The sequence below is a fragment of the Methylobacterium marchantiae genome (assembly GCF_042679825.1).
Taxonomy (GTDB): domain Bacteria; phylum Pseudomonadota; class Alphaproteobacteria; order Rhizobiales; family Beijerinckiaceae; genus Methylobacterium; species Methylobacterium marchantiae.
Genome location: NZ_JBHTND010000002.1, coordinates 208,088 through 225,330, shown reverse-complemented (window position 1 = coordinate 225,330; position 17,243 = coordinate 208,088). Strand labels below are relative to the sequence as shown.

Annotated in this window: 21 protein-coding genes; 15 read left to right on the top strand and 6 right to left on the bottom strand. The window is 68.7% G+C overall.

Going from position 1 to position 17,243, the window contains the following annotated elements; genetic code table 11:
- The coding region (locus ACFQ4G_RS02530) for a pentapeptide repeat-containing protein (protein ID WP_379039653.1) at positions 1–126 on the top strand (126 nt) is incomplete at its 5' end.
- A 48-nt stretch (positions 127–174) separates the two neighbouring features.
- Entirely contained in the window at positions 175–693 is a 519-nt protein-coding gene (locus ACFQ4G_RS02525; protein WP_238203347.1) for a TspO/MBR family protein, read from the top strand.
- A 20-nt stretch (positions 694–713) separates the two neighbouring features.
- Here ACFQ4G_RS02525 and hemA read toward each other — a convergent pair whose 3' ends face one another.
- The gene (gene hemA / locus ACFQ4G_RS02520; protein ID WP_238203346.1) at positions 714–2,057 is read right to left on the bottom strand and encodes a 5-aminolevulinate synthase; all 1,344 of its coding nucleotides are present in this window, start codon (positions 2,055–2,057) and stop codon (positions 714–716) included.
- A gap of 337 nt (positions 2,058–2,394) precedes the next feature.
- Here hemA and ACFQ4G_RS02515 point away from each other — a divergent pair, with 337 nt between their 5' ends.
- Together ACFQ4G_RS02515 and murA are read left to right on the top strand one after the other, a co-directional pair.
- Positions 2,395–2,580, top strand: a complete 186-nt coding sequence (locus tag ACFQ4G_RS02515) for a hypothetical protein (protein ID WP_238203388.1) — start codon at positions 2,395–2,397, stop codon at positions 2,578–2,580.
- A 151-nt stretch (positions 2,581–2,731) separates the two neighbouring features.
- A complete protein-coding gene (gene murA / locus ACFQ4G_RS02510) occupies positions 2,732–4,021 on the top strand; it encodes a UDP-N-acetylglucosamine 1-carboxyvinyltransferase (protein WP_238203344.1) in 1,290 nt (429 codons plus the stop codon).
- 12 nt (positions 4,022–4,033) lie between these two features.
- Here the strand turns inward: murA and ACFQ4G_RS02505 are convergent, their stop codons facing one another.
- Complete coding sequence (locus ACFQ4G_RS02505) at positions 4,034–4,405, bottom strand: hypothetical protein (RefSeq protein WP_379039624.1); 372 nt, start codon at positions 4,403–4,405, stop codon at positions 4,034–4,036.
- A gap of 197 nt (positions 4,406–4,602) precedes the next feature.
- Here ACFQ4G_RS02505 and ACFQ4G_RS02500 point away from each other — a divergent pair, with 197 nt between their 5' ends.
- The 4 genes from ACFQ4G_RS02500 to ACFQ4G_RS02485 are packed head-to-tail and all read left to right on the top strand — an operon-like array spanning position 4,603 to position 7,428.
- Complete coding sequence (locus ACFQ4G_RS02500) at positions 4,603–5,112, top strand: DUF2948 family protein (protein WP_238203342.1); 510 nt, start codon at positions 4,603–4,605, stop codon at positions 5,110–5,112.
- Entirely contained in the window at positions 5,112–6,407 is a 1,296-nt protein-coding gene (gene hisD / locus ACFQ4G_RS02495; RefSeq protein WP_238203340.1) for a histidinol dehydrogenase, read from the top strand. Before ACFQ4G_RS02500 ends, hisD begins: the two co-directional genes overlap by 1 nt.
- A 7-nt stretch (positions 6,408–6,414) precedes the next feature.
- Entirely contained in the window at positions 6,415–6,927 is a 513-nt protein-coding gene (locus ACFQ4G_RS02490) for a UPF0262 family protein (RefSeq protein ID WP_238203339.1), read from the top strand.
- 39 nt (positions 6,928–6,966) lie between these two features.
- Entirely contained in the window at positions 6,967–7,428 is a 462-nt protein-coding gene (locus ACFQ4G_RS02485) for an arsenate-mycothiol transferase ArsC (protein ID WP_238203337.1), read from the top strand.
- Here ACFQ4G_RS02485 and ACFQ4G_RS02480 read toward each other — a convergent pair.
- Positions 7,406–8,272: a C40 family peptidase gene (locus ACFQ4G_RS02480; RefSeq protein ID WP_238203385.1), complete on the bottom strand. Its 867-nt coding sequence runs from the start codon at positions 8,270–8,272 to the stop codon at positions 7,406–7,408. The two genes, ACFQ4G_RS02485 and ACFQ4G_RS02480, sit on opposite strands and share 23 nt — an antisense overlap.
- Positions 8,273–8,561: 289 nt before the next feature.
- Between ACFQ4G_RS02480 and ACFQ4G_RS02475 the strand changes: the two genes are divergently transcribed.
- The gene (locus ACFQ4G_RS02475; RefSeq protein ID WP_238203335.1) at positions 8,562–8,894 is read left to right on the top strand and encodes a hypothetical protein; all 333 of its coding nucleotides are present in this window, start codon (positions 8,562–8,564) and stop codon (positions 8,892–8,894) included.
- A 7-nt stretch (positions 8,895–8,901) separates the two neighbouring features.
- Here ACFQ4G_RS02475 and ACFQ4G_RS02470 read toward each other — a convergent pair whose 3' ends face one another.
- The 3 genes from ACFQ4G_RS02470 to ACFQ4G_RS02460 form a co-directional block, all read right to left on the bottom strand.
- The gene (locus ACFQ4G_RS02470) at positions 8,902–9,588 is read right to left on the bottom strand and encodes an SDR family oxidoreductase (RefSeq protein ID WP_238203333.1); all 687 of its coding nucleotides are present in this window, start codon (positions 9,586–9,588) and stop codon (positions 8,902–8,904) included.
- Positions 9,589–9,688: 100 nt separating this feature from the next.
- Positions 9,689–10,405 (bottom strand): MgtC/SapB family protein, encoded by a 717-nt coding sequence (locus ACFQ4G_RS02465; protein WP_238203331.1) that lies wholly within the window; start codon positions 10,403–10,405, stop codon positions 9,689–9,691.
- Between the two features lie 49 nt (positions 10,406–10,454).
- A complete protein-coding gene (locus ACFQ4G_RS02460) occupies positions 10,455–11,357 on the bottom strand; it encodes an alpha/beta fold hydrolase (RefSeq protein ID WP_238203330.1) in 903 nt (300 codons plus the stop codon).
- A gap of 384 nt (positions 11,358–11,741) precedes the next feature.
- Between ACFQ4G_RS02460 and ACFQ4G_RS02455 the strand changes: the two genes are divergently transcribed.
- Genes ACFQ4G_RS02455 through ACFQ4G_RS02430 form a run of 6 tightly spaced genes read left to right on the top strand, consistent with a single transcriptional unit; the run spans position 11,742 to position 17,057 of the window.
- The gene (locus ACFQ4G_RS02455; protein ID WP_238203328.1) at positions 11,742–12,755 is read left to right on the top strand and encodes an AAA family ATPase; all 1,014 of its coding nucleotides are present in this window, start codon (positions 11,742–11,744) and stop codon (positions 12,753–12,755) included.
- Between the two features lie 25 nt (positions 12,756–12,780).
- Positions 12,781–13,713 carry a DUF58 domain-containing protein gene (locus ACFQ4G_RS02450; protein WP_238203326.1) on the top strand — a complete coding sequence of 311 codons (933 nt, stop codon included), beginning with the start codon at positions 12,781–12,783 and terminating at the stop codon, positions 13,711–13,713.
- A gap of 3 nt (positions 13,714–13,716) precedes the next feature.
- The gene (locus ACFQ4G_RS02445; protein ID WP_238203324.1) at positions 13,717–14,184 is read left to right on the top strand and encodes a DUF4381 domain-containing protein; all 468 of its coding nucleotides are present in this window, start codon (positions 13,717–13,719) and stop codon (positions 14,182–14,184) included.
- 4 nt (positions 14,185–14,188) lie between these two features.
- Positions 14,189–15,202 carry a VWA domain-containing protein gene (locus ACFQ4G_RS02440; RefSeq protein ID WP_238203322.1) on the top strand — a complete coding sequence of 338 codons (1,014 nt, stop codon included), beginning with the start codon at positions 14,189–14,191 and terminating at the stop codon, positions 15,200–15,202.
- Entirely contained in the window at positions 15,199–16,128 is a 930-nt protein-coding gene (locus ACFQ4G_RS02435) for a vWA domain-containing protein (RefSeq protein WP_238203320.1), read from the top strand. Before ACFQ4G_RS02440 ends, ACFQ4G_RS02435 begins: the two co-directional genes overlap by 4 nt.
- Positions 16,128–17,057 (top strand): tetratricopeptide repeat protein, encoded by a 930-nt coding sequence (locus tag ACFQ4G_RS02430; RefSeq protein ID WP_379039618.1) that lies wholly within the window; start codon positions 16,128–16,130, stop codon positions 17,055–17,057. Before ACFQ4G_RS02435 ends, ACFQ4G_RS02430 begins: the two co-directional genes overlap by 1 nt.
- Positions 17,058–17,243 lie beyond the last annotated feature (186 nt).

The window sequence follows — 17,243 nt, the reverse complement described above, 5'->3', positions numbered from 1 at the left end:
GCAAGACTCCGGTTCGCAAGACTCCGGTTCGCAAGACTCCGGTTCGCAAGACTCCGGTTCGCAAGACTCCGGTTCGCAAGACTCCGGTTCGCAAGACTCCGGTTCGCAAGACTCGGCTTCCCTTGATACGAGGGCGCGAAGGCCGACTCGGCTTTACAGGATTTGCTCAGCGCGATGACGACCGACCTCCACGCCCCTCGGGCGCCCGCCCTTTCCCCCTGGCCGCGCCGCATCCTGGCCATCGCTCCCGTCGCGGTAACGGCGGTGGTCGGCTCGCTCAGCACGACACCCAACATCGAGGGCTGGTATGCAGGTCTCGCCAAGCCGAGCTTCAACCCGCCGAACTGGCTGTTCCCGGTGGCGTGGACGGTGCTCTACACGATGATCGCCGCGTCGTTCTGGCGGCTCCTCGGAGCGATGCCGACGCGGGGACCGAGCCGCGGGACCTGGCAGCTCGCCGTGGCCGCCTTCGTCGGACAGCTCGTCCTCAACGCGGCCTGGACGCCGACCTTCTTTGCCGCCCACCTCATCGGATGGGGGCTGATCGTCGTGATCGCGATGTTCGTGATGATCCTCTGGACCATCCGCCTGACCTGGCGTTTCGACCGTCCGGCAGCGTGGCTTCTGGTGCCCTACGCCGTCTGGGTCGCCTTCGCGACCCTGCTCAACGCCGCGATCTGGCAGCTGAACTGAAGGCGCCGGCGGGGCGCATGTTACTCGGCCGCCTCGACGAAGACGGTGCCGGCGCGCGGCAGGTCGAGGGTATCCCAGGTCTCGGTCAGCGCGGCCGTCAGTTTGGCGATGCGGGCCGCGTCGTGGAACGGCGATGGCGTGATCCGCAGACGCTCGGTGCCACGCGGTACGGTGGGGTAGTTGATCGGCTGGATGTAGATGCCGTGATGCTCGAGAAGGTGATCGGCCGCCGCCTTGCACAGCTCGGCATCGCCCACCATCACCGGCACGATGTGGGTCTCGGTGGGAAGAACCGGCAGGCCCGCCTCCTCCAGCGCGACCTTGGTGAGGGCGGCTTGGCGCTGATGCGCCGCGCGCTCGGTCTGCGAATGCTTCAAGTAGCGGACCGAGGCCCGGGCCGCGGCCGCGATGGCAGGCGGCAGGGCGGTGGTGAAGATGAAGCCCGGCGCATGGCTGCGAACCGCATCGCACAGCACGGTGGAGGCGGTGATGTAGCCGCCGACGCAGCCGAAGCCCTTGGCCAGCGTCCCCTCGATCACGTCGACCCGGTGCATCACCCCGTCGCGCTCGGCGATACCGCCGCCCCGCTCGCCGTAGAGGCCCACCGCATGGACCTCGTCGAGATAGGTCATGGCCCCGTACTTGTCCGCGAGGTCGCAGATGGCACCGATATCGGAGACGTCGCCATCCATCGAGTAGACGCTCTCGAAGGCGATCAGCTTCGGACGGTCACCGGCGGCGACCAGCAATTCCTCGAGATGGGCGAGATCGTTGTGCCGGAAGATGCGCTTCTCGCAGCCCGAATGGCGCACGCCCTCGATCATCGAATTGTGGTTGAACGCGTCCGACAGGATCAGACAGTTCGGGATCAGCTTGGCGATGGTCGAGATGCCGGCCTGGTTGGAGACGTAGCCCGAGGTGAAGACGAGGCCCGCTTCCTTGCCGTGCAGGTCTGCGAGCTCGCGCTCGAGATCCACCAGCGGCGAGTTGTTGCCTGCGATGTTGCGGGTGCCGCCGGCACCGACGCCGCAGCGCGCCGCCGTCTTGGTCATGGCCGAGACCACGTCCGGGTGCTGGCCCATGCCGAGATAGTCGTTGGAGCACCAGACGGTGATCTCGCGGGTGCCGCCGTCGGGGCGGCGCCAGTTGGCGGTCGGGAAGCGACCGGCGATCCGCTCGATATCGGCGAAGACCCGGTAGCGGCGCTCGTCGTGCAGACGATCGACCGCCTTGCGGAAATAGGTCTCGTAATCGGTCCGTCCGTGCCCGAACGACGCCTGCGTGGACGATCCCTGAACAGAGGCATCGCGAGGTGTCGTCGTATCGCTGATCATCGTCATCGCGGGCATCCGATTCACGGGCATCCGTCCTTCACGTTTCGACCGATCGAATGGGGCGCTGCTGGTGGGCAGGGCTCCGGCATCCGCTTGTCTGCATTCGGCAGCGGCATCGTTTCAAAGGGCTTGTTCCGAAGCACCAAACTCTCCGCTGCAGGCCCCAGTCGACCACGATGCCTGCTTGCGCAACGATCTCGCTTCGCATGGGGCGGGAGAAATCAGGCGGTGCTGATTCCGACGCCACGAGGCAGACGATACAGGCGAACTTGGAATTGGTTCAAGTCGACACCCGCATTCCAGCTCTGCGCCTGTTGAGACCGGGGGGCAAAGCCGGTATTTCGCCCTGGCGACGATGGGTCGCGCAGTGATCGCCATGAAGAACGATGCGACGCGCAACGAGCGGCTGAAGGCGGCCCTGCGGGACAATCTGAAGCGACGCAAGGCCCAGACCCGGATCCGCGGTCAGACCGTAATGGAGATCTCCGAGCAAGCGGCCGGCGGAGCTGAGAAGGAACGAAAACCGCAGGGCGAGGGCGACGGGGACGGCTGACGATCCCTTTTCGGACAAAACTGCCGTATAGGCGGCTCCGTAATGGCGGTGCCCCAGGATGCGCCGCACCCGTTTTACTGAACCATGAGGGCGCCCCCTTTCCTCGTTCCCTCGTCACGAGGCTGGGAGAGGCGCCGCGCGAAGGACGACGATGGACCGGATCAACATCATCGGCGGCAAGCCGCTCCACGGCGTCATTCCGATCTCGGGCGCCAAGAACGCGGCCCTTCCTCTGATGATCGCGAGCCTGATGACTGGGGAATCCCTCGAACTCATCAACGTCCCGCGCCTCGCCGACATCCACGCCCTGCTGCGCATCCTCGGCAATCACGGCGTCGACCACATGGTGGTGGGCAAGCGCCCGGGTGATACGACGGAAACCGGCCAGACCATCCGGCTCACCGCCTCCAATGTCATCGACACCACCGCGCCCTACGAGCTCGTCTCCACCATGCGGGCGAGTTTCTGGGTGATCGCGCCGCTGCTCGCCCGCTTCGGCGAGGCCCGCGTCTCGATGCCCGGCGGCTGCGCCATCGGCACCCGCCCCATCGACCTCATGCTGATGGCGTTGGAGCGCCTCGGCGCCACCGTCGAGATCGACGGCGGCTACGTGGTGGCGAAGGCCAAGAACGGCCTGCGCGGCGGCGAGATCCACTTCCCCAAGGTCACGGTGGGCGGCACCCATGTGGCGCTGATGGCGGCGTCTCTCGCCAACGGCTCCACCCTCATCGAGAACGCCGCCCGCGAGCCGGAAGTGGTCGACCTCGCCGACTGTCTGAAGAAGATGGGCGCGAAGATCGAGGGGGCGGGCACCCCCCGCATCACCATAGAGGGCGTCTCGCGCCTGAACGGCGCCCGTCACATCGTGCTGCCGGACCGGATCGAGACCGGCACCTACGCCATGGCCGCCGCCATGGTCGGCGGCGACGTGACCCTGGAGAATACGCGGGCCGATCTCCTGCACAGCGCCCTCGACGTGCTGAGCACCACCGGCGCCGAGATCACCTCCACGGCCGATACGATCCGCATCCGGCGCAACGGCGGCGGCATCGCGGCGGTGGATGTCACCACCGACCCGTTCCCGGGCTTCCCCACCGATCTCCAGGCGCAGTTCATGGCGCTGATGACCCTGGCCAAGGGCCAGTCGCACATCCGCGAGACGATCTTCGAGAATCGCTTCATGCACGTGCAGGAACTGGCGCGCCTCGGCGCCAGGATCCGGCTCGAAGGCGATCTCGCCATCGTCGACGGCGTGGAGCGCCTCAAGGGCGCGCCGGTGATGGCCACCGATCTGCGCGCCTCTGTCTCCCTCGTCATCGCCGGCCTCGCCGCCGAGGGCGAGACCAGCATCAACCGGGTCTACCATCTCGACCGCGGCTTCGAGGCGCTGGAGGCCAAGCTCGGCCGCTGCGGCGCCGAGATCAGCCGCGTCAGGACCTGACCGCGACCTGCGCTACTGCAGGACGGCACCGCGCTTGGGACCGAAACCGGGAATGTCGCAGCGGCACGGCGTCTGGATCGGGCTCGGATAGGCCGGACAATTGCCCCGCGCGGTGACGCAGACGCTGCCGATGCGCTGGCGGCCGTTGCCGTACTGGCGCGGCAGCGGCCGGCGCTCGCCGTCGTCCTCGTAGGGCTGCCCGTAGCCCTCAGAGCGGTCGTAGCCCCGCGGCTGACCGTATCCGTAGGGCGTCTGACCATAGGGCGCCCGGCCGTTGCCATAGTCGGGGTAATGCGGGACCTGGGCCTGGGCCTGTCCCATTCCGAGGCCCGTCGCCGCGATGAGGGTGGCAAGGGCGATGAGACGTGTGCGTCGGAGAGTCATGGCTGTGGTCGTTCCGATTCGTGATCGTCTTCAGCATGGACCGCACCGCCTGAACGCCGGGTGAGTTCGGCGGAGCCGCCTCGCACAATGATCGCCCTCCCGCAGTTGCCGCAGGGCGGCCACCTCGCTACCTACGGCCGACCTCTCTTCCACATCCGGCACCGATCCCACGGTGTCCGGCCAGATGCGAACCCATCATGGAGCTCCTCAAGCTCGCTGCCCTCGACGCGGAGGATCTCGCCATCCTCTCGGCCCATCTGCAGGATGCGGTCCTGCGCCCGCAGGATCTCGCCTATCTTGCGCCGTCGCACCGCTTCGTCCTGGTGGGGCGGCGTTTCGACTGGTCGGCTCCGGAAGGCACCCCGCCGCGCCGCCGCCTGACCGCCCTCCATTTCGAGCGGGTCATGGCCGTGCGGGCTCGGGGCCTCGCGCCGGGCGCACCATCGAGCAAGCCGCTCGACCTCCTCGCCATCACCTTCGATCCGAAGGAAGATCCGTCCGGCACGATCACCCTGGTCTTTGCCGGCAAAGCGGCGATCCAGCTCGATGTCGAATGCATCGAGGCGAGGCTCAAGGATCTCGGTCCGGTCTGGGAGGTGGAAGGCCGCCCCGACCACGAAGCGGCGGAAGCCGGCCGAGCCGCGATCCAGGGTCATGCCAGCACCGACCTCTCCACCGAAGACGACGCCCGGAAAGATCACGCCTGATGGTGCGCCTCGACAGCCGCGACGCCGATTTCGCCGCCGCCTTCACCAGCCTTCTCAGCGTCAAACGCGAGATCTCGGAGGATGTCGACGAGACCGTGCGCGGCATCATCGCCGGCGTGGTGTCCGGCGGCGACGCGGCGCTGGTGGACTACACCCGCCGCTTCGACCGGCTGGGCGAGGACTTTTCCACCGCGACCCTGCGGGTAACGCCGGAGGAGGTGAAGGCCGCCATCGCCGCCTGCCCGGCCGATTCCCTCGACGCCCTTCGGCTCGCGGCGACCCGCATTGAGGCCTTCCATCGCGGGCAGGTGCCGCAGGATCACATGGCCACCGACGATCTCGGAGTCACGTCCGGCTGGCGCTGGACCGCGCTCGAATCCGTCGGCCTCTACGTGCCGGGCGGGACGGCGAGCTATCCCTCCTCCGTCCTCATGAATGCCGTTCCCGCTCGCGTCGCAGGCGTGCCGCGCGTGGTCATGGTCGTGCCGATGCCGGAAGGGCAGATGAACCCCCTGGTCCTGGCCGCGGCCGATCTCGCCGGCGTGACCGAGATCTACCGGATCGGTGGAGCCCAGGCGGTAGCGGCGCTCGCCTACGGCACCGAGACGATCGCGCCCGTGGCCAAGATCGTCGGGCCGGGCAATGCCTGGGTCGCGGCGGCCAAGCGCCGGGTCTTCGGGCAGGTCGGCATCGACATGATCGCAGGCCCGTCCGAGGTGCTGATCCTCGCCGACGGCCACGCCAATCCAGACTGGGTCGCCGCCGACCTGCTGGCCCAGGCCGAGCACGACGTCGCCGCCCAGTCGATCCTCATCACCGATTCGCCTGACCTCGCCGACGCCGTGGAGAGCGCCGTGGAGCGGGCTCTCGCCACCCTGCCGCGGGCCGACATCGCACGGGCGAGCTGGCGCGATTACGGCGCGATCGTCCTCGTCTCGAATTTCGACGAGGCCGTACCGCTGGTGGACCGCCTCGCCCCCGAGCACCTGGAGATCGAGACCGCCGACCCGGAAGCGCTGGCCGCCAAGGTCCGTAATGCCGGCGCGATCTTCCTCGGCAGCCACACGCCGGAAGCCATCGGCGATTATGTGGGCGGCCCCAACCACGTGCTGCCCACCGCCCGCTCGGCCCGTTTCTCGTCGGGCCTCGGCGTGCTCGACTTCATGAAGCGGACGACGATCCTGCGCTGCGATCCCGCGGCGCTGAGGGCCTTGGGGCCGGCAGCCATCGCCCTCGGACGGTCGGAGGGCCTCGACGGCCACGCCCGCTCGGTGGCGATCCGCCTGAATCTGTGAGGGGACGATGGCAGGCGCAGAACACCCGAGAGCGGGACAACCGGCAGACGCCAAATCCGCCCATCGCCTCGCGGCGGTGACCCTCGACGAGGATTCCATCGGCCGGGGCAACCCCGACCAGGAGCACGAGCGCGCCATCGCGATCTTCGACATCCTGGAGGAGAACCACTTCTCGATCCCCGGACGCGAGGGCCCCTACGCCCTCAATCTCGGCCTCGTGGAGAACAAGCTCTCCTTCGCGATCCGCCGCGAGGACGGCGATCCGGTGATGACCCACCTGCTGTCGCTGACCCCGTTCCGACGGGTGATCCGCGACTACGAGATGATCTGCGAGAGCTACTATAACGCCATCAAGACCGCCTCGCCCACCCAGATCGAGGCGATCGACATGGGCCGGCGCGGCCTGCACAACGAGGCCTCCGAGCTTCTCCGGCAGCGTCTCGAGGGCAAGGTCGACCTCGACCACGACACCGCACGCCGCCTGTTCACCCTGGTCTTCGCCTTGCACTGGAAGGCGTGAGCGCCCTCCCCGTCGTTTGAAGCCCGAGGCGATCCCCGCATGGCGGAAGAGGCCGGCCCGAAGAAGACGCGCGTGCAGTCGGTGCTGTTCATGTGCAACTTCAACGCCGTGCGATCCCTCGCGGCAGAGGCGATCGCGCGCCATTATTTCGGCAAGTCGACCTACGTGCAGTCGGCCGGCGTCCGCTCGGGCGAGCCGGCGGATCCGTTCATGGTGGCGGCCCTCGACGAGATCGGCATCAACGCGTCCAAGCACCGGCCCCGGACCCTCCTCGAGCTGGAGGAATGGGAGGGGCTGAACTTCGACCTCATCATCACCTTGGCGCCCGAGGCCCATCACGCCGCCCTGGAGCTCACCCGCACCAATGCCGTCGATGTCGAATATTGGCCAACTCCCGATCCGACTCTGATGCAAGAAGCATCGCGCGAGCAGCGTCTCGACGCCTACCGCGACGTCCGCGATGGCCTGATCTACCGCATCAAGACGCGATTGAAGGCGTGATCCTGCGGAGCGAGGTCACCGCGCCGTAGCTCTTCTCGGCGATACGCTCCACCGCTCCCGACAAAGGCTCCACTGCCACTGCCATGTGATATCCGTTGGCATGGATGAGGCGGGTCTCGTCCAGCATCATCCCCACATGCCCGCGCCAGAACACCAGGTCGCCCCGCCTCAGACCGTCGAGGCTCAGCGGGAGCGGCGCGCCGAGGGCCGCTTCCTGCTGGTCCGCGTCCCGGGGCGAGGCAATGCCGGCCATGGCAAGGCAGAGCTGGACGAGGCCGGAGCAGTCGAGTCCGAGGCTGGTACGTCCACCCCAGAGATAGGGCGTGCCGACGAGACGCTCCGCGGTGGCGGCATGATCGGGCGCCACCGTACCGACGGGGACGCAATGATCGCCGAAGACGTGAGCGCCATCGGCGAGGCGCAGGAAATCGCCCTCGCGGCCGACGCAGTGGAGCCCCGCGCCGAGACTGACATGGCCGAGCGGCGGCCGCTTCATGTTGGCCGCCGGGTAGAGGAACGTACGCAAGGCCGTCACCCGGTGGGTGGGAGCCGGAGCGTCCGATGAGACGGAAGTCTCCGGCAGGTAACCGACATAGCCATCGCTCCCGAGTTGCACGAAAGCATAGCCGTCCCGGGTCTCGTAGACGGCTACGGAATCGCCCATGACCGCCTCCGTCTCGATCCCCGCCTCCAAGGTTGGCCGGCGCCGCAACGGTGCCGATGGCACGATCACCCGACCGTTCCGGCCCGCGACGTAGCGCTCGGCATCGACGCGGCCATGCAGGCGGAGATCGGCGAGATCGGGACGGGCCGGGATCAGCCTGGGATCGGTAAGATCGGTGATGGGAAACATGATCGCGGCAGTATCGGGGGGAGCGTGGCGTTGTGCAACGACCGCGAGGATGGCCTGATCGACGGATGCGTCGTGCGACATAGTGACGCTTATCTCTGCTTACTTGATAGGCACTTGTCCGGTAAATCGGCCGTCGAAGCGACAGCACGCCAGGGCCCTGATCGAAATTCCGGCGGTGAGGAGGGAATGCGCCGGACGCGTGGGTGTATCGTCAAAATGGTGCAATGCACTGAAGGTCGGGTCGCGCTATCGTTGAGTGATGATGAGCGCGGGCCGAGTCGTGAAGAAGACTTCGAAATCCTTTCAGGATCTGCCGCCGATCCGTGTCCGGCGGGAGCCACCGACGATTTCCGAGGCGGTGGCGGCCGCACAGGATCTCGCGGACGATGTCGAGCAGCAGGTGGAGATCGCCGCCGGCCTGATCGGGCTTCCGGCCGACGAGGTCCGCCCGCACGTCCTCGCCGCCGAGAAACCGAAGCCCGAGAAGATCTCCGAGCGCATCCTCACTTCGGGCAGCCCCAGCCGGGCACCGCGCACCGTGATCGTCGAGCGCCGTACCCGTCCCCCGGTCATCGTGGAGCGGCGTGGCCGCCCGTTGGACGGGAGGCGCTGAGCTCCTCTTACCAAGTCAGAGTTTCGCCGGTGTAGTCCAGATAGACGATCCCAGCCTTGCCGACCTGTCGCTCGAGGATGTCGGCCATCCCGGTAACGCTTGTCTCGACATCGATATCGGCCTCCTCGCCGCCCATCTCCGTCCTGACCCAGCCGGGATGGATCAGAGCGACGCCGAAGCCCTCCTCGCGGTGACGGATCTCGAAGCTGATCGCCAGTGTGTTCAGCGCCGCCTTGCTCGCCCGATACGTCTCCCATCCGCCGCTCTCGTTGAGGGAGACGCTGCCGAGGATGGAACTCATGAAGGCGATGAGACCGCTGCCGTTGAGCCGGTCGCGGAACAGTTCCGCGAAGCGGATCGGGCTGATCGCGTTCGTCAGGTAGACCTGGGCGGCGACATCCCGTGGGACGTCGTGGGCGGGGTCGTGCGCCTGCGTCGCGACGCCGGCCACCAGGAAGATGAGGTCGTAGCGCTGGCCCGAGAGCCGGTCGTGCAGGGCGGTCACGGCTCCGTCATCGTCGATATCGGCGGTCTCGATGGTGAGCGCGTCCGACGCCAGGGCCGCCAAGCCCTGGGATGGGGAGCGCTGCGTCGCGGTGACGGCCCAGCTGCGCTTCAGGAACGCGTCCACCAGACCGAGCCCCAGGCCGCGCGAGGCCCCGACGATCAGTGCGTTCTTGCGTGTCTCGGTCATGACGAGGTTTCTCCGCTGCCGAGTTCGAGAGCCGGCATCACGAGGCTAAGGTTGGGCGATGGTCGCAGGGTGGCAATGGCCGCCGGAGACATGGGTCCCCTCAATCGGCCGTCTGCACCGACCAGGTCGCGTGGCTGATCCGTCCGTCGCGCTCCAGTCCGGCGACCACCGCATCGAGTTCGACGGATTCGACCGCCGTCGCCACCAGGGTCGCCACCACCTCCACGGTATCTTCGCCGCGCTCCACCACCTCGATGCCGCCGACGGGATAATGTGCCGCCTCCAGCCGCTCGACGAGGAGGTCGCGGGCAGGGCCGGCATGGTCGGCCTGTACCGTCACCTGGACCTCGTAGGTGGCCTCGGTCTGGCTCTCGTCGATGGGGACGCGGTTGATGGCATTGACCAGCGGCCGCAGCAGCGTGTTGCCGGACAGAACCGCAGCCGTGACGAAGCACGCCTCCAGGGGAAAGTCCGCCCCGGCAAAGGCGCCCACCGCCGCCGAGCACCAAAGGGTGGCGGCGGTGTTGAGACCGCGGACGTTCATGCCTTCCTTCATGATGACGCCGGCTCCGAGGAAGCCGACGCCCGAGATGACATAGGCGACCGTCCCCACGGCACCGCGGGAGCCTTCGAGGCGCATGCCGAGATCGACGAAGGCCGCTGCTCCGACGGCGACCAGGACATTGGTGCGCAGGCCCGCCGTCCGTTGGCGATATTGCCGCTCGGCCCCGATCATCGTGCCCAGGGCGAAGGCGACGATCAGGCTGATGGCGGAATTGACGAATTCGGGGAGCGGCGAGGAGAGAAGCGAGGTCATCGGTGCTGCATGTCGTCCGCCCATGACGGAACGGTGACGGCATGCGTCCTCACGCCTTCAGGAAGCCGAGAAGGGCATCGAGAGTGGCGGAGGAATTCTCCTCGGCGAGAAAATGCCCGGAGACGATCTCGGCGGATCGCCCCTTCGGCGCGAAGGTACGCTGCCAGGCCGCCAGCGGGCTCTCGTGCGAACAGTCGAGATAGCCGTCCCCGGTGAGGATCAGGGTCGGACAGGCGAGGGTCTTTCCCGCAGACAGGTCGTCGAGATCGGCCTCGCGGTCGCGGGTCGCTCCGGCACGGTAATCCTCGCAGAAAGCGTGGATGCGCCCGGGCACGTTCCAGTTCTCGCGATAGAGGCGAAGGGCCTGCGGAGCGAAGGGGTCGAGACTCTTGGCCTGGCTCCACTTGCGCAGAAGCCCCTCGAAATAGGCCACCGGATCGCGGCCGATCTCGTCTTCGGGTTCAGGAGCCGGTCGGGCCAGGGATTCCCAATGCGACGAGACGCTGGGATCTGCGCCGATCCGTTCCCACTGGACGATGGTGGGCAGGATATCGAGGAGGGCGAGGCGTTCGATCCGGCCCGGTTCGTCGAGGGCCAGACGATAGCCCACCCGCGCGCCGCGATCGTGCCCGACGAGCCCGAACCGGACATGGCCGAGGTGCTCCATGATCGCCACCACGTCGCGGCCCATCCGCCGCTTGGAATAGGTCTCGTGCCGGGCGTCGCCCGCGGGTGCCTCCGACCAACCGTAGCCCTTGAGATCGAGGCACACGACGCGGTGGGTCTCCGCGAGGGTCGGTGCGATACGGTGCCAGCAGGCATGGGTCTGCGGAAAGCCGTGGAGCAGGATGAGGGGAGGCGCGCCCTCCGGCCCACCGCTCCGGGCGAAGAAGCGACCTTCCGGAAGGTCGATCCAGTCCGCGCTGAAACCGGGGAAGAGGTCTGCGCTCACTGTTCGGCCTCCGGGTCCGTCGATCGTGACGGTAAGAAACCGGAAGACCGGCCCAGGGTTTCACAGCCATTACCGGAGATGCGACATAACGCCGATCTTCGATGCGAATTCGGCTCGATTGCGCAGGAAAGCCCCTACGCATGCCTCCTTCTTCACGACATCGCGACGGTCGGGCATTTTGCCCGATCTCATCCTCGTGTTTCACGGGAAACGTCACACGGGATTGACGCCGGTGCTCCGCAGCAGGCACACCCGATCGACATAGGGATCTCTTAAGAATCCGCCCGAGGAGACGCGCATGGTGCTGTACGCCGGCCCTGCCACGATCATGACCCGCTCATCCGTTGCTGCTGCCCTTCGGGCGGCCACGGGCGGCGCTCGCTCATGAGCGATGCCACATTGGCCCCGCGTCCCGCCGCCACGGCGCCGCGCGCTGCCGAGGATGCACTGCGCAGCCGTATCCTCGCCCTTCGCGACGGGCTCAGTCACGGGCTCATCGGCGCCGAGACGCTGGTGGAGCGGCTGCTCATCGGCCTTCTCACCGGCGGGCATCTTCTCATCGAGGGCGCGCCCGGCCTCGCCAAGACCCGCGCGGTCAAGCGCCTGTCCGACGGGCTCGACGGCAGCTTCGCCCGCATCCAGTGCACGCCCGACCTGATGCCGGCCGATCTCACCGGCACCACCGTGTGGCGCCAGGATGCCGGCGATTTCGAGTTCCTGCCGGGCCCGCTGTTCCATTCCCTCATCCTCGTGGACGAGGTGAACCGTGCTCCGCCGAAAGTGCAATCGGCTCTGCTCGAATCCATGGCCGAGGGCCAGATCACGGTCGCCGGACATACCCATGTCCTGCCCGACCCGTTCATGGTGGTGGCGACCCAGAACCCGATCGAGCATGCGGGCACCTTCCCGTTGCCGGAAGCCCAACTCGACCGCTTCCTCCTCCACGTGGTGGTGGAGATGCCCGACGAGGCTTCCGAGCGGCGCATCCTCGACCTCGTCGAGGGAGAGCTGAACCATCATGCCGAGGCGATGCCGGTGAAGCTCACGGTCGCGGAGATCCGCGCCGCGCGTGCCGCGGCCCTCAACGTCCACGTCTCGCCGGCCCTGAAGGACTACCTTGTCCGGCTCGTGGCCGGGACCCGGAACGACAAGGCCGCGCCGGACCTGCGCGCATCGATCGAGCATCCGGCCTCCCCGCGCGGGACGCTGGCGCTGATGCTCGCCGGCAAGGCCCGGGCCTATCTGCGCGGCCGTGACCACGTGATTCCGGAGGATATCTCGGATCTCGCCGCCGATGCCTTGGCGCACCGGATCGGCCTCACCTGGAGGGCGGCCGCCGAGGGACACACCGCGCGCGGCATCATCAAGGGCCTCGTCCAGCGGGTCCGGGCGCTCTGAGCCGGAAGGGCCGCGTAGAACAATCATGGAGTCCTCCCCCGGCCCGACCGCAGATTCCGACCACGGCCCCGGAATCCATCTTTCGGGCGAGGCCCTGATGGGCCTGCGCCACCTCGCCCGTCGCGGAGTCTCCCCCGCGACCCGGACCCTGGCGGGCCTGCCCGGCGGCATCGTCACGCGTCGGCGCGGACGCGGTTCCGAGCCCGACGATGTCAGGCTGTGGTCCGAAGGCGACGACCGCCGCCATATCGACCGCAATGCCACGGCCCGCACCGGCATTCTCCACGTGCGGACTCACCACGACGAGCGCGACCGCGCCGTGGTGCTGCTAGCGGATTTCCGCCCCTCCATGCTGTTCGGCACGCGCCGGGCCCTGCGCTCGGTGGCGGCCGCGGAAGCGCTGGTCCTGCTCGGCTGGCGGATCGTCGGCGATGGCGGCCGGATCGGTCTCGTGGCCGCCTCCTCCGGCGAACCGGTCGTGGTCCGTCCCGGAGGCGGAGAGCGGGCGATGACCGCGGTGACCGGCGCACTGGCCATGGCGCATGCCCAGGCGCTCGCAGCCTCGGACAACGGCGACCCGCCGCTCGACCGCAGCCTGACTGTCGCAGCGAGCCTCCTGCCCTCCGGCGGCCACCTCGTCATCGGCAGTGCGCTCGACGCGCCGGGAGCGGAATTCGATCACCTGCTCACCGTGCTGGCCGAGCGCCTGTCGATCCGCCTCGTTCTCGTCAGCGATGCGTTCGAGCGCACGAAGCCCGCCGGATTCTTCCCGTTCTCCACGAGTGACGGGCAGCGCGGGACGGTCCAGGTCGGCCGCTCCGCGGCGAGGACAGGTCCAGCACCCGACGACCGGCTCATCGACTACGCCCGGCGCGGAATCGAGGGTCTGCGCCTCGATGCGGAAGCCGGGCCCGAGGCCTATGCCCCGCTGATGGAACGTCTCGATGCGGTCCTATAGCGCGTGAACCCCGTGGATTCCCCGACCGGCCTCTCCCAGTTGCGCGGCCTGCACCTGCCGGCCGATGCGAGCAGCGGCGCGCAGGGCGAGGTGGTTTTGGCCATCGCGCTCGGATTCGTCGCCGCCCTGCTGGTCGGTCTCGTCAGGCTGATACGAGCGAGGGCCAGGAACTCGGTGCGGGCCTCGGCCCTGCGCGGCCTCTCCGAGACACGCGCATTACCCTCGGAGGCCCGCCTGATCGCGCAGGCGCGGCTGCTGCGTCGCCTCACCCGGACGCTCGCCGGCGACGAGGCCGCTTCGACGCAAGGGAGTGAGTGGGCGGCGATCCTCGACCGGCTCTTCGCCACCGACTTCTTCAGCAGGGGTGCCGGCGCAGTCGTGACGGAGGGCCTCTATCGGCGCTCGCCATCGGCCGATCCAGAGACCATCGATTCCGAGCTCGGCCGTCTCTTCGCGCGGATCAGGGCCTGACCCGATGCCAGCCTGGTTCACCGCCTTCCTCTCGGCCTTCGATCTCGCCGCACCCCTGGCGCTGCTGCTCCTGCCGCTGCCCGTCCTCGCGGCCAGGGTGCTACCGCCCGAGCGGATGGGATCGAGCGGTGCCCTGCGCGTTCCTGCTTCGCTGGTTGCGGGTTCGGCCCGTGGCGACAGCGTGGCGGCGCGGGGCCGGGGCCGCGCTATCCTGATCTGGACCCTGTGGACGGCGCTGGTGGCGGCTCTGGCCGGCCCCCGCCTCGTCCTGCCCGCCACCGCGCTTCCGGCCTCGGGCCGCGAGATCATGCTGGTCATGGACCTGTCCGGCAGCATGGAGAGACGCGACTTCGACATCGACGGGGAGACCGTGACGCGGCTCACGGCCGTGAAGCGGGTGGGCACCGACTTCATCCGCCGCCGGGCCGGGGACCGGATCGGCCTCGTGATCTTCGCCAACGAATCCTACGTCGCCGCGAGCCCCAGCTTCGACACCGCCACCGTGGCGCGCGCCCTCGACGACGCCACGATCGGCCTCGTCGGCCGTTCCACCGGCATCGGCGACGGTCTCGGCCTCGCCCTCAAGCGGCTGGTGCCGGCGACCTCCGGCGAGGCCGCCGACACACCACAGGCCACCTCGAAAGTCGTGGTGCTGATGACGGACGGTGCCAACAATGCCGGCCAGACCACGCCGCGCGACGTAGCAGCACTCGCCAAGGAGCTCGGCGTCAAGGTCCACACCATCGCACTCGGCCCCCGCGACATGTCCAATGCCGATGGTGAGCAGGACGTGGTCGATGCCGAGACCCTGCGGGAGATTTCGGCCTCCACCGGCGGCACCTTCTTCCGGGTGAAGACCACGGACGATCTCATCGCCATGGCCGATTCCATCGACGCGATCGAGGGCGGTCGCGCCAAGGCCCCCCCGGTGCCTCTGCGCCAGGATCTCTGGCCCTGGCCGGCCGCCCTCGCCTTCCTCTGCGCGGCGGGCCTGCTGGCAGCGAGGCGCAAGGCATGAGCGCGCTCCTCTCCTTCGCCATCCTACGGCCGTGGTGGCTCCTCGCCATTCCCGTCGTCGTGGTGCTCGCCCTGCGCGCAGCCTGGCGCTCGGCACCGTTGGGCGATTGGGCGAAGGCCGTCGATCCCGGCCTGATGGCCTTCCTCGAGAAGCGTGGAGCCGTGCTCGGCGGGCGGCGCCAAGCCAATCTCGCCGCCGCCGTGGCGGCCGGCATCGTCGCCATCGCCCTCACCGGACCGGCCATCGAGCGCCCGGACGCGGCGACCTTCCGCAATCTCGACGCCACAGTGGTGGTGATTGATCTCTCACGTTCCGTCGCCGAGGGCGGCCATCTCAAGGAGGTGCGCCAGATCGCCGACGGTGTGGCCCAGGCGGCGGGGACCCGCAGCGTCGCCGTGGTGGTCTATGCCGGCGATGCCTATCTCGCCGCCCCACCGACCACGGACCGGGACGCCCTGAGCCTCGTCCTGTTCGCCCTGGACGGCGACACCGTGCCCGATCGCGGCACCCATCCCGAGCGCGGGCTCGCCATCGCGCGCCGGACGTTGGAAGAGGCCGGCGTCATCGCCGGGGACGTGGTCCTCGTCACCGACGGAGACGGGATCGGCGACGCGGCCATGCGCGAAGCCACCGCAATCCGGAACAAGGGGTGGCATCTCCACGCCGTGTTCGTACCCGCGACGAAGGCGTTGCCGGCCGGCTCGCCGAAGCCCGACCGGGCGGCCCTCGACCGCGTGACGGGCACGGGAGGCGGCATCACCGTCGATCTCGATACGCCCTCCGCCCTCCTCGATACAGTGGGCGCCAGCACGGCCCAGCATCTGGCGGCAGGGGGCTATACCGTGCTCGCCTTCGCCGATCTCGGGCGGTGGCTGATCCTGCTCGCTCTCCTTCCCGCCCTCGCCCTGTTCCGCAGGAGCGCGTGATGATCGCAGGCCGCCTTCCCTTTCCCTTCATGGGCCGTCTTGCTCTCGCCGGCCATCTCCCCCGGCACTGGACAGGATGGGCCAGGATCGGCGGCATCGCCCTGGCGGGGGCCGGCATCCTCGGCCTCACCCTGGTCTCTGAGCCGCGCACGTCGCTCGGACGCAGCCTGATGAGCCTCGGCTTGCCGGGCGCGGCGGCGTTCGTCCTCACCGATCCGGCCTGGCGCGGACCGGCGCTCTACGAGGCCGGCCGCTACGACGAGGCGATCGCGATCTTCCAGAATGGCGGGCGGCGCAACGCCTACAACCTCGCCAACGCCCTGGCGCGCTCGGGCGATTACCAGGGCGCGATCGACACCTACGACGTCGCCCTGCAATACAATCCGCGCGATGCGGATGCGCAGGCCAACCGCTCCCTCATCGCACGCCTCGTGGCCGAAGGGCCGCCCGACCGCGGCAAGGGTGGCGGCCTCGCCAATGCCACGGCGACGGTGGGCGCGCGCTACAACAAGACCTCGAACCAGGACCCGAACGACGAGGTGAAGGCCTCTTCCGTGGGCGAGGGGCTGGCCGGCAACAAGGAGGGCGGCACCTCCTCCTCGACGCCGGGCAACAGCAAGGTGGCGCGGCGCGGCAAGGCCGAGCAGCAATCGGTGGACTCGGGCAAGGGCGAGGCCCGCGGTTCGGCCAGCGACGCGGCGGGGCGCGGGCGCACCGGTGCCGGTTCGGCCATGGTCGCCGCCGCCCCCGAGCGCGAGGCGCGGCGTGTGACGAAGAGCTTCGAGGCCCACGAGATCCGCCCGGACCGGCTCTGGCTTCAGACCCTGCCGGACGATCCGGGCCGCTATCTCAAGCTGCGCCTGAAGGCGGAGCAGGCGGTGAGGGTGGAAGCCGGCACGGCGGTCCCGGCAGGAAGCAACCCATGGTGAGCCGAGTGTATCCCCCGGATGCCGACCCTCCTCCCTCTGCGGGGGAGGGTGGCCCGCGAAGCGTGGTGAGAGAGGGAAGTGTTGTGATCGGAAAGGTCGCCTCCTTTCCCGCCTGCTCCGCAGGCACCCTTCCCTGCAAAGGGGGGAGGGATCACGGACGGCGCGCCATCCTCCTGCTCGGTGCGC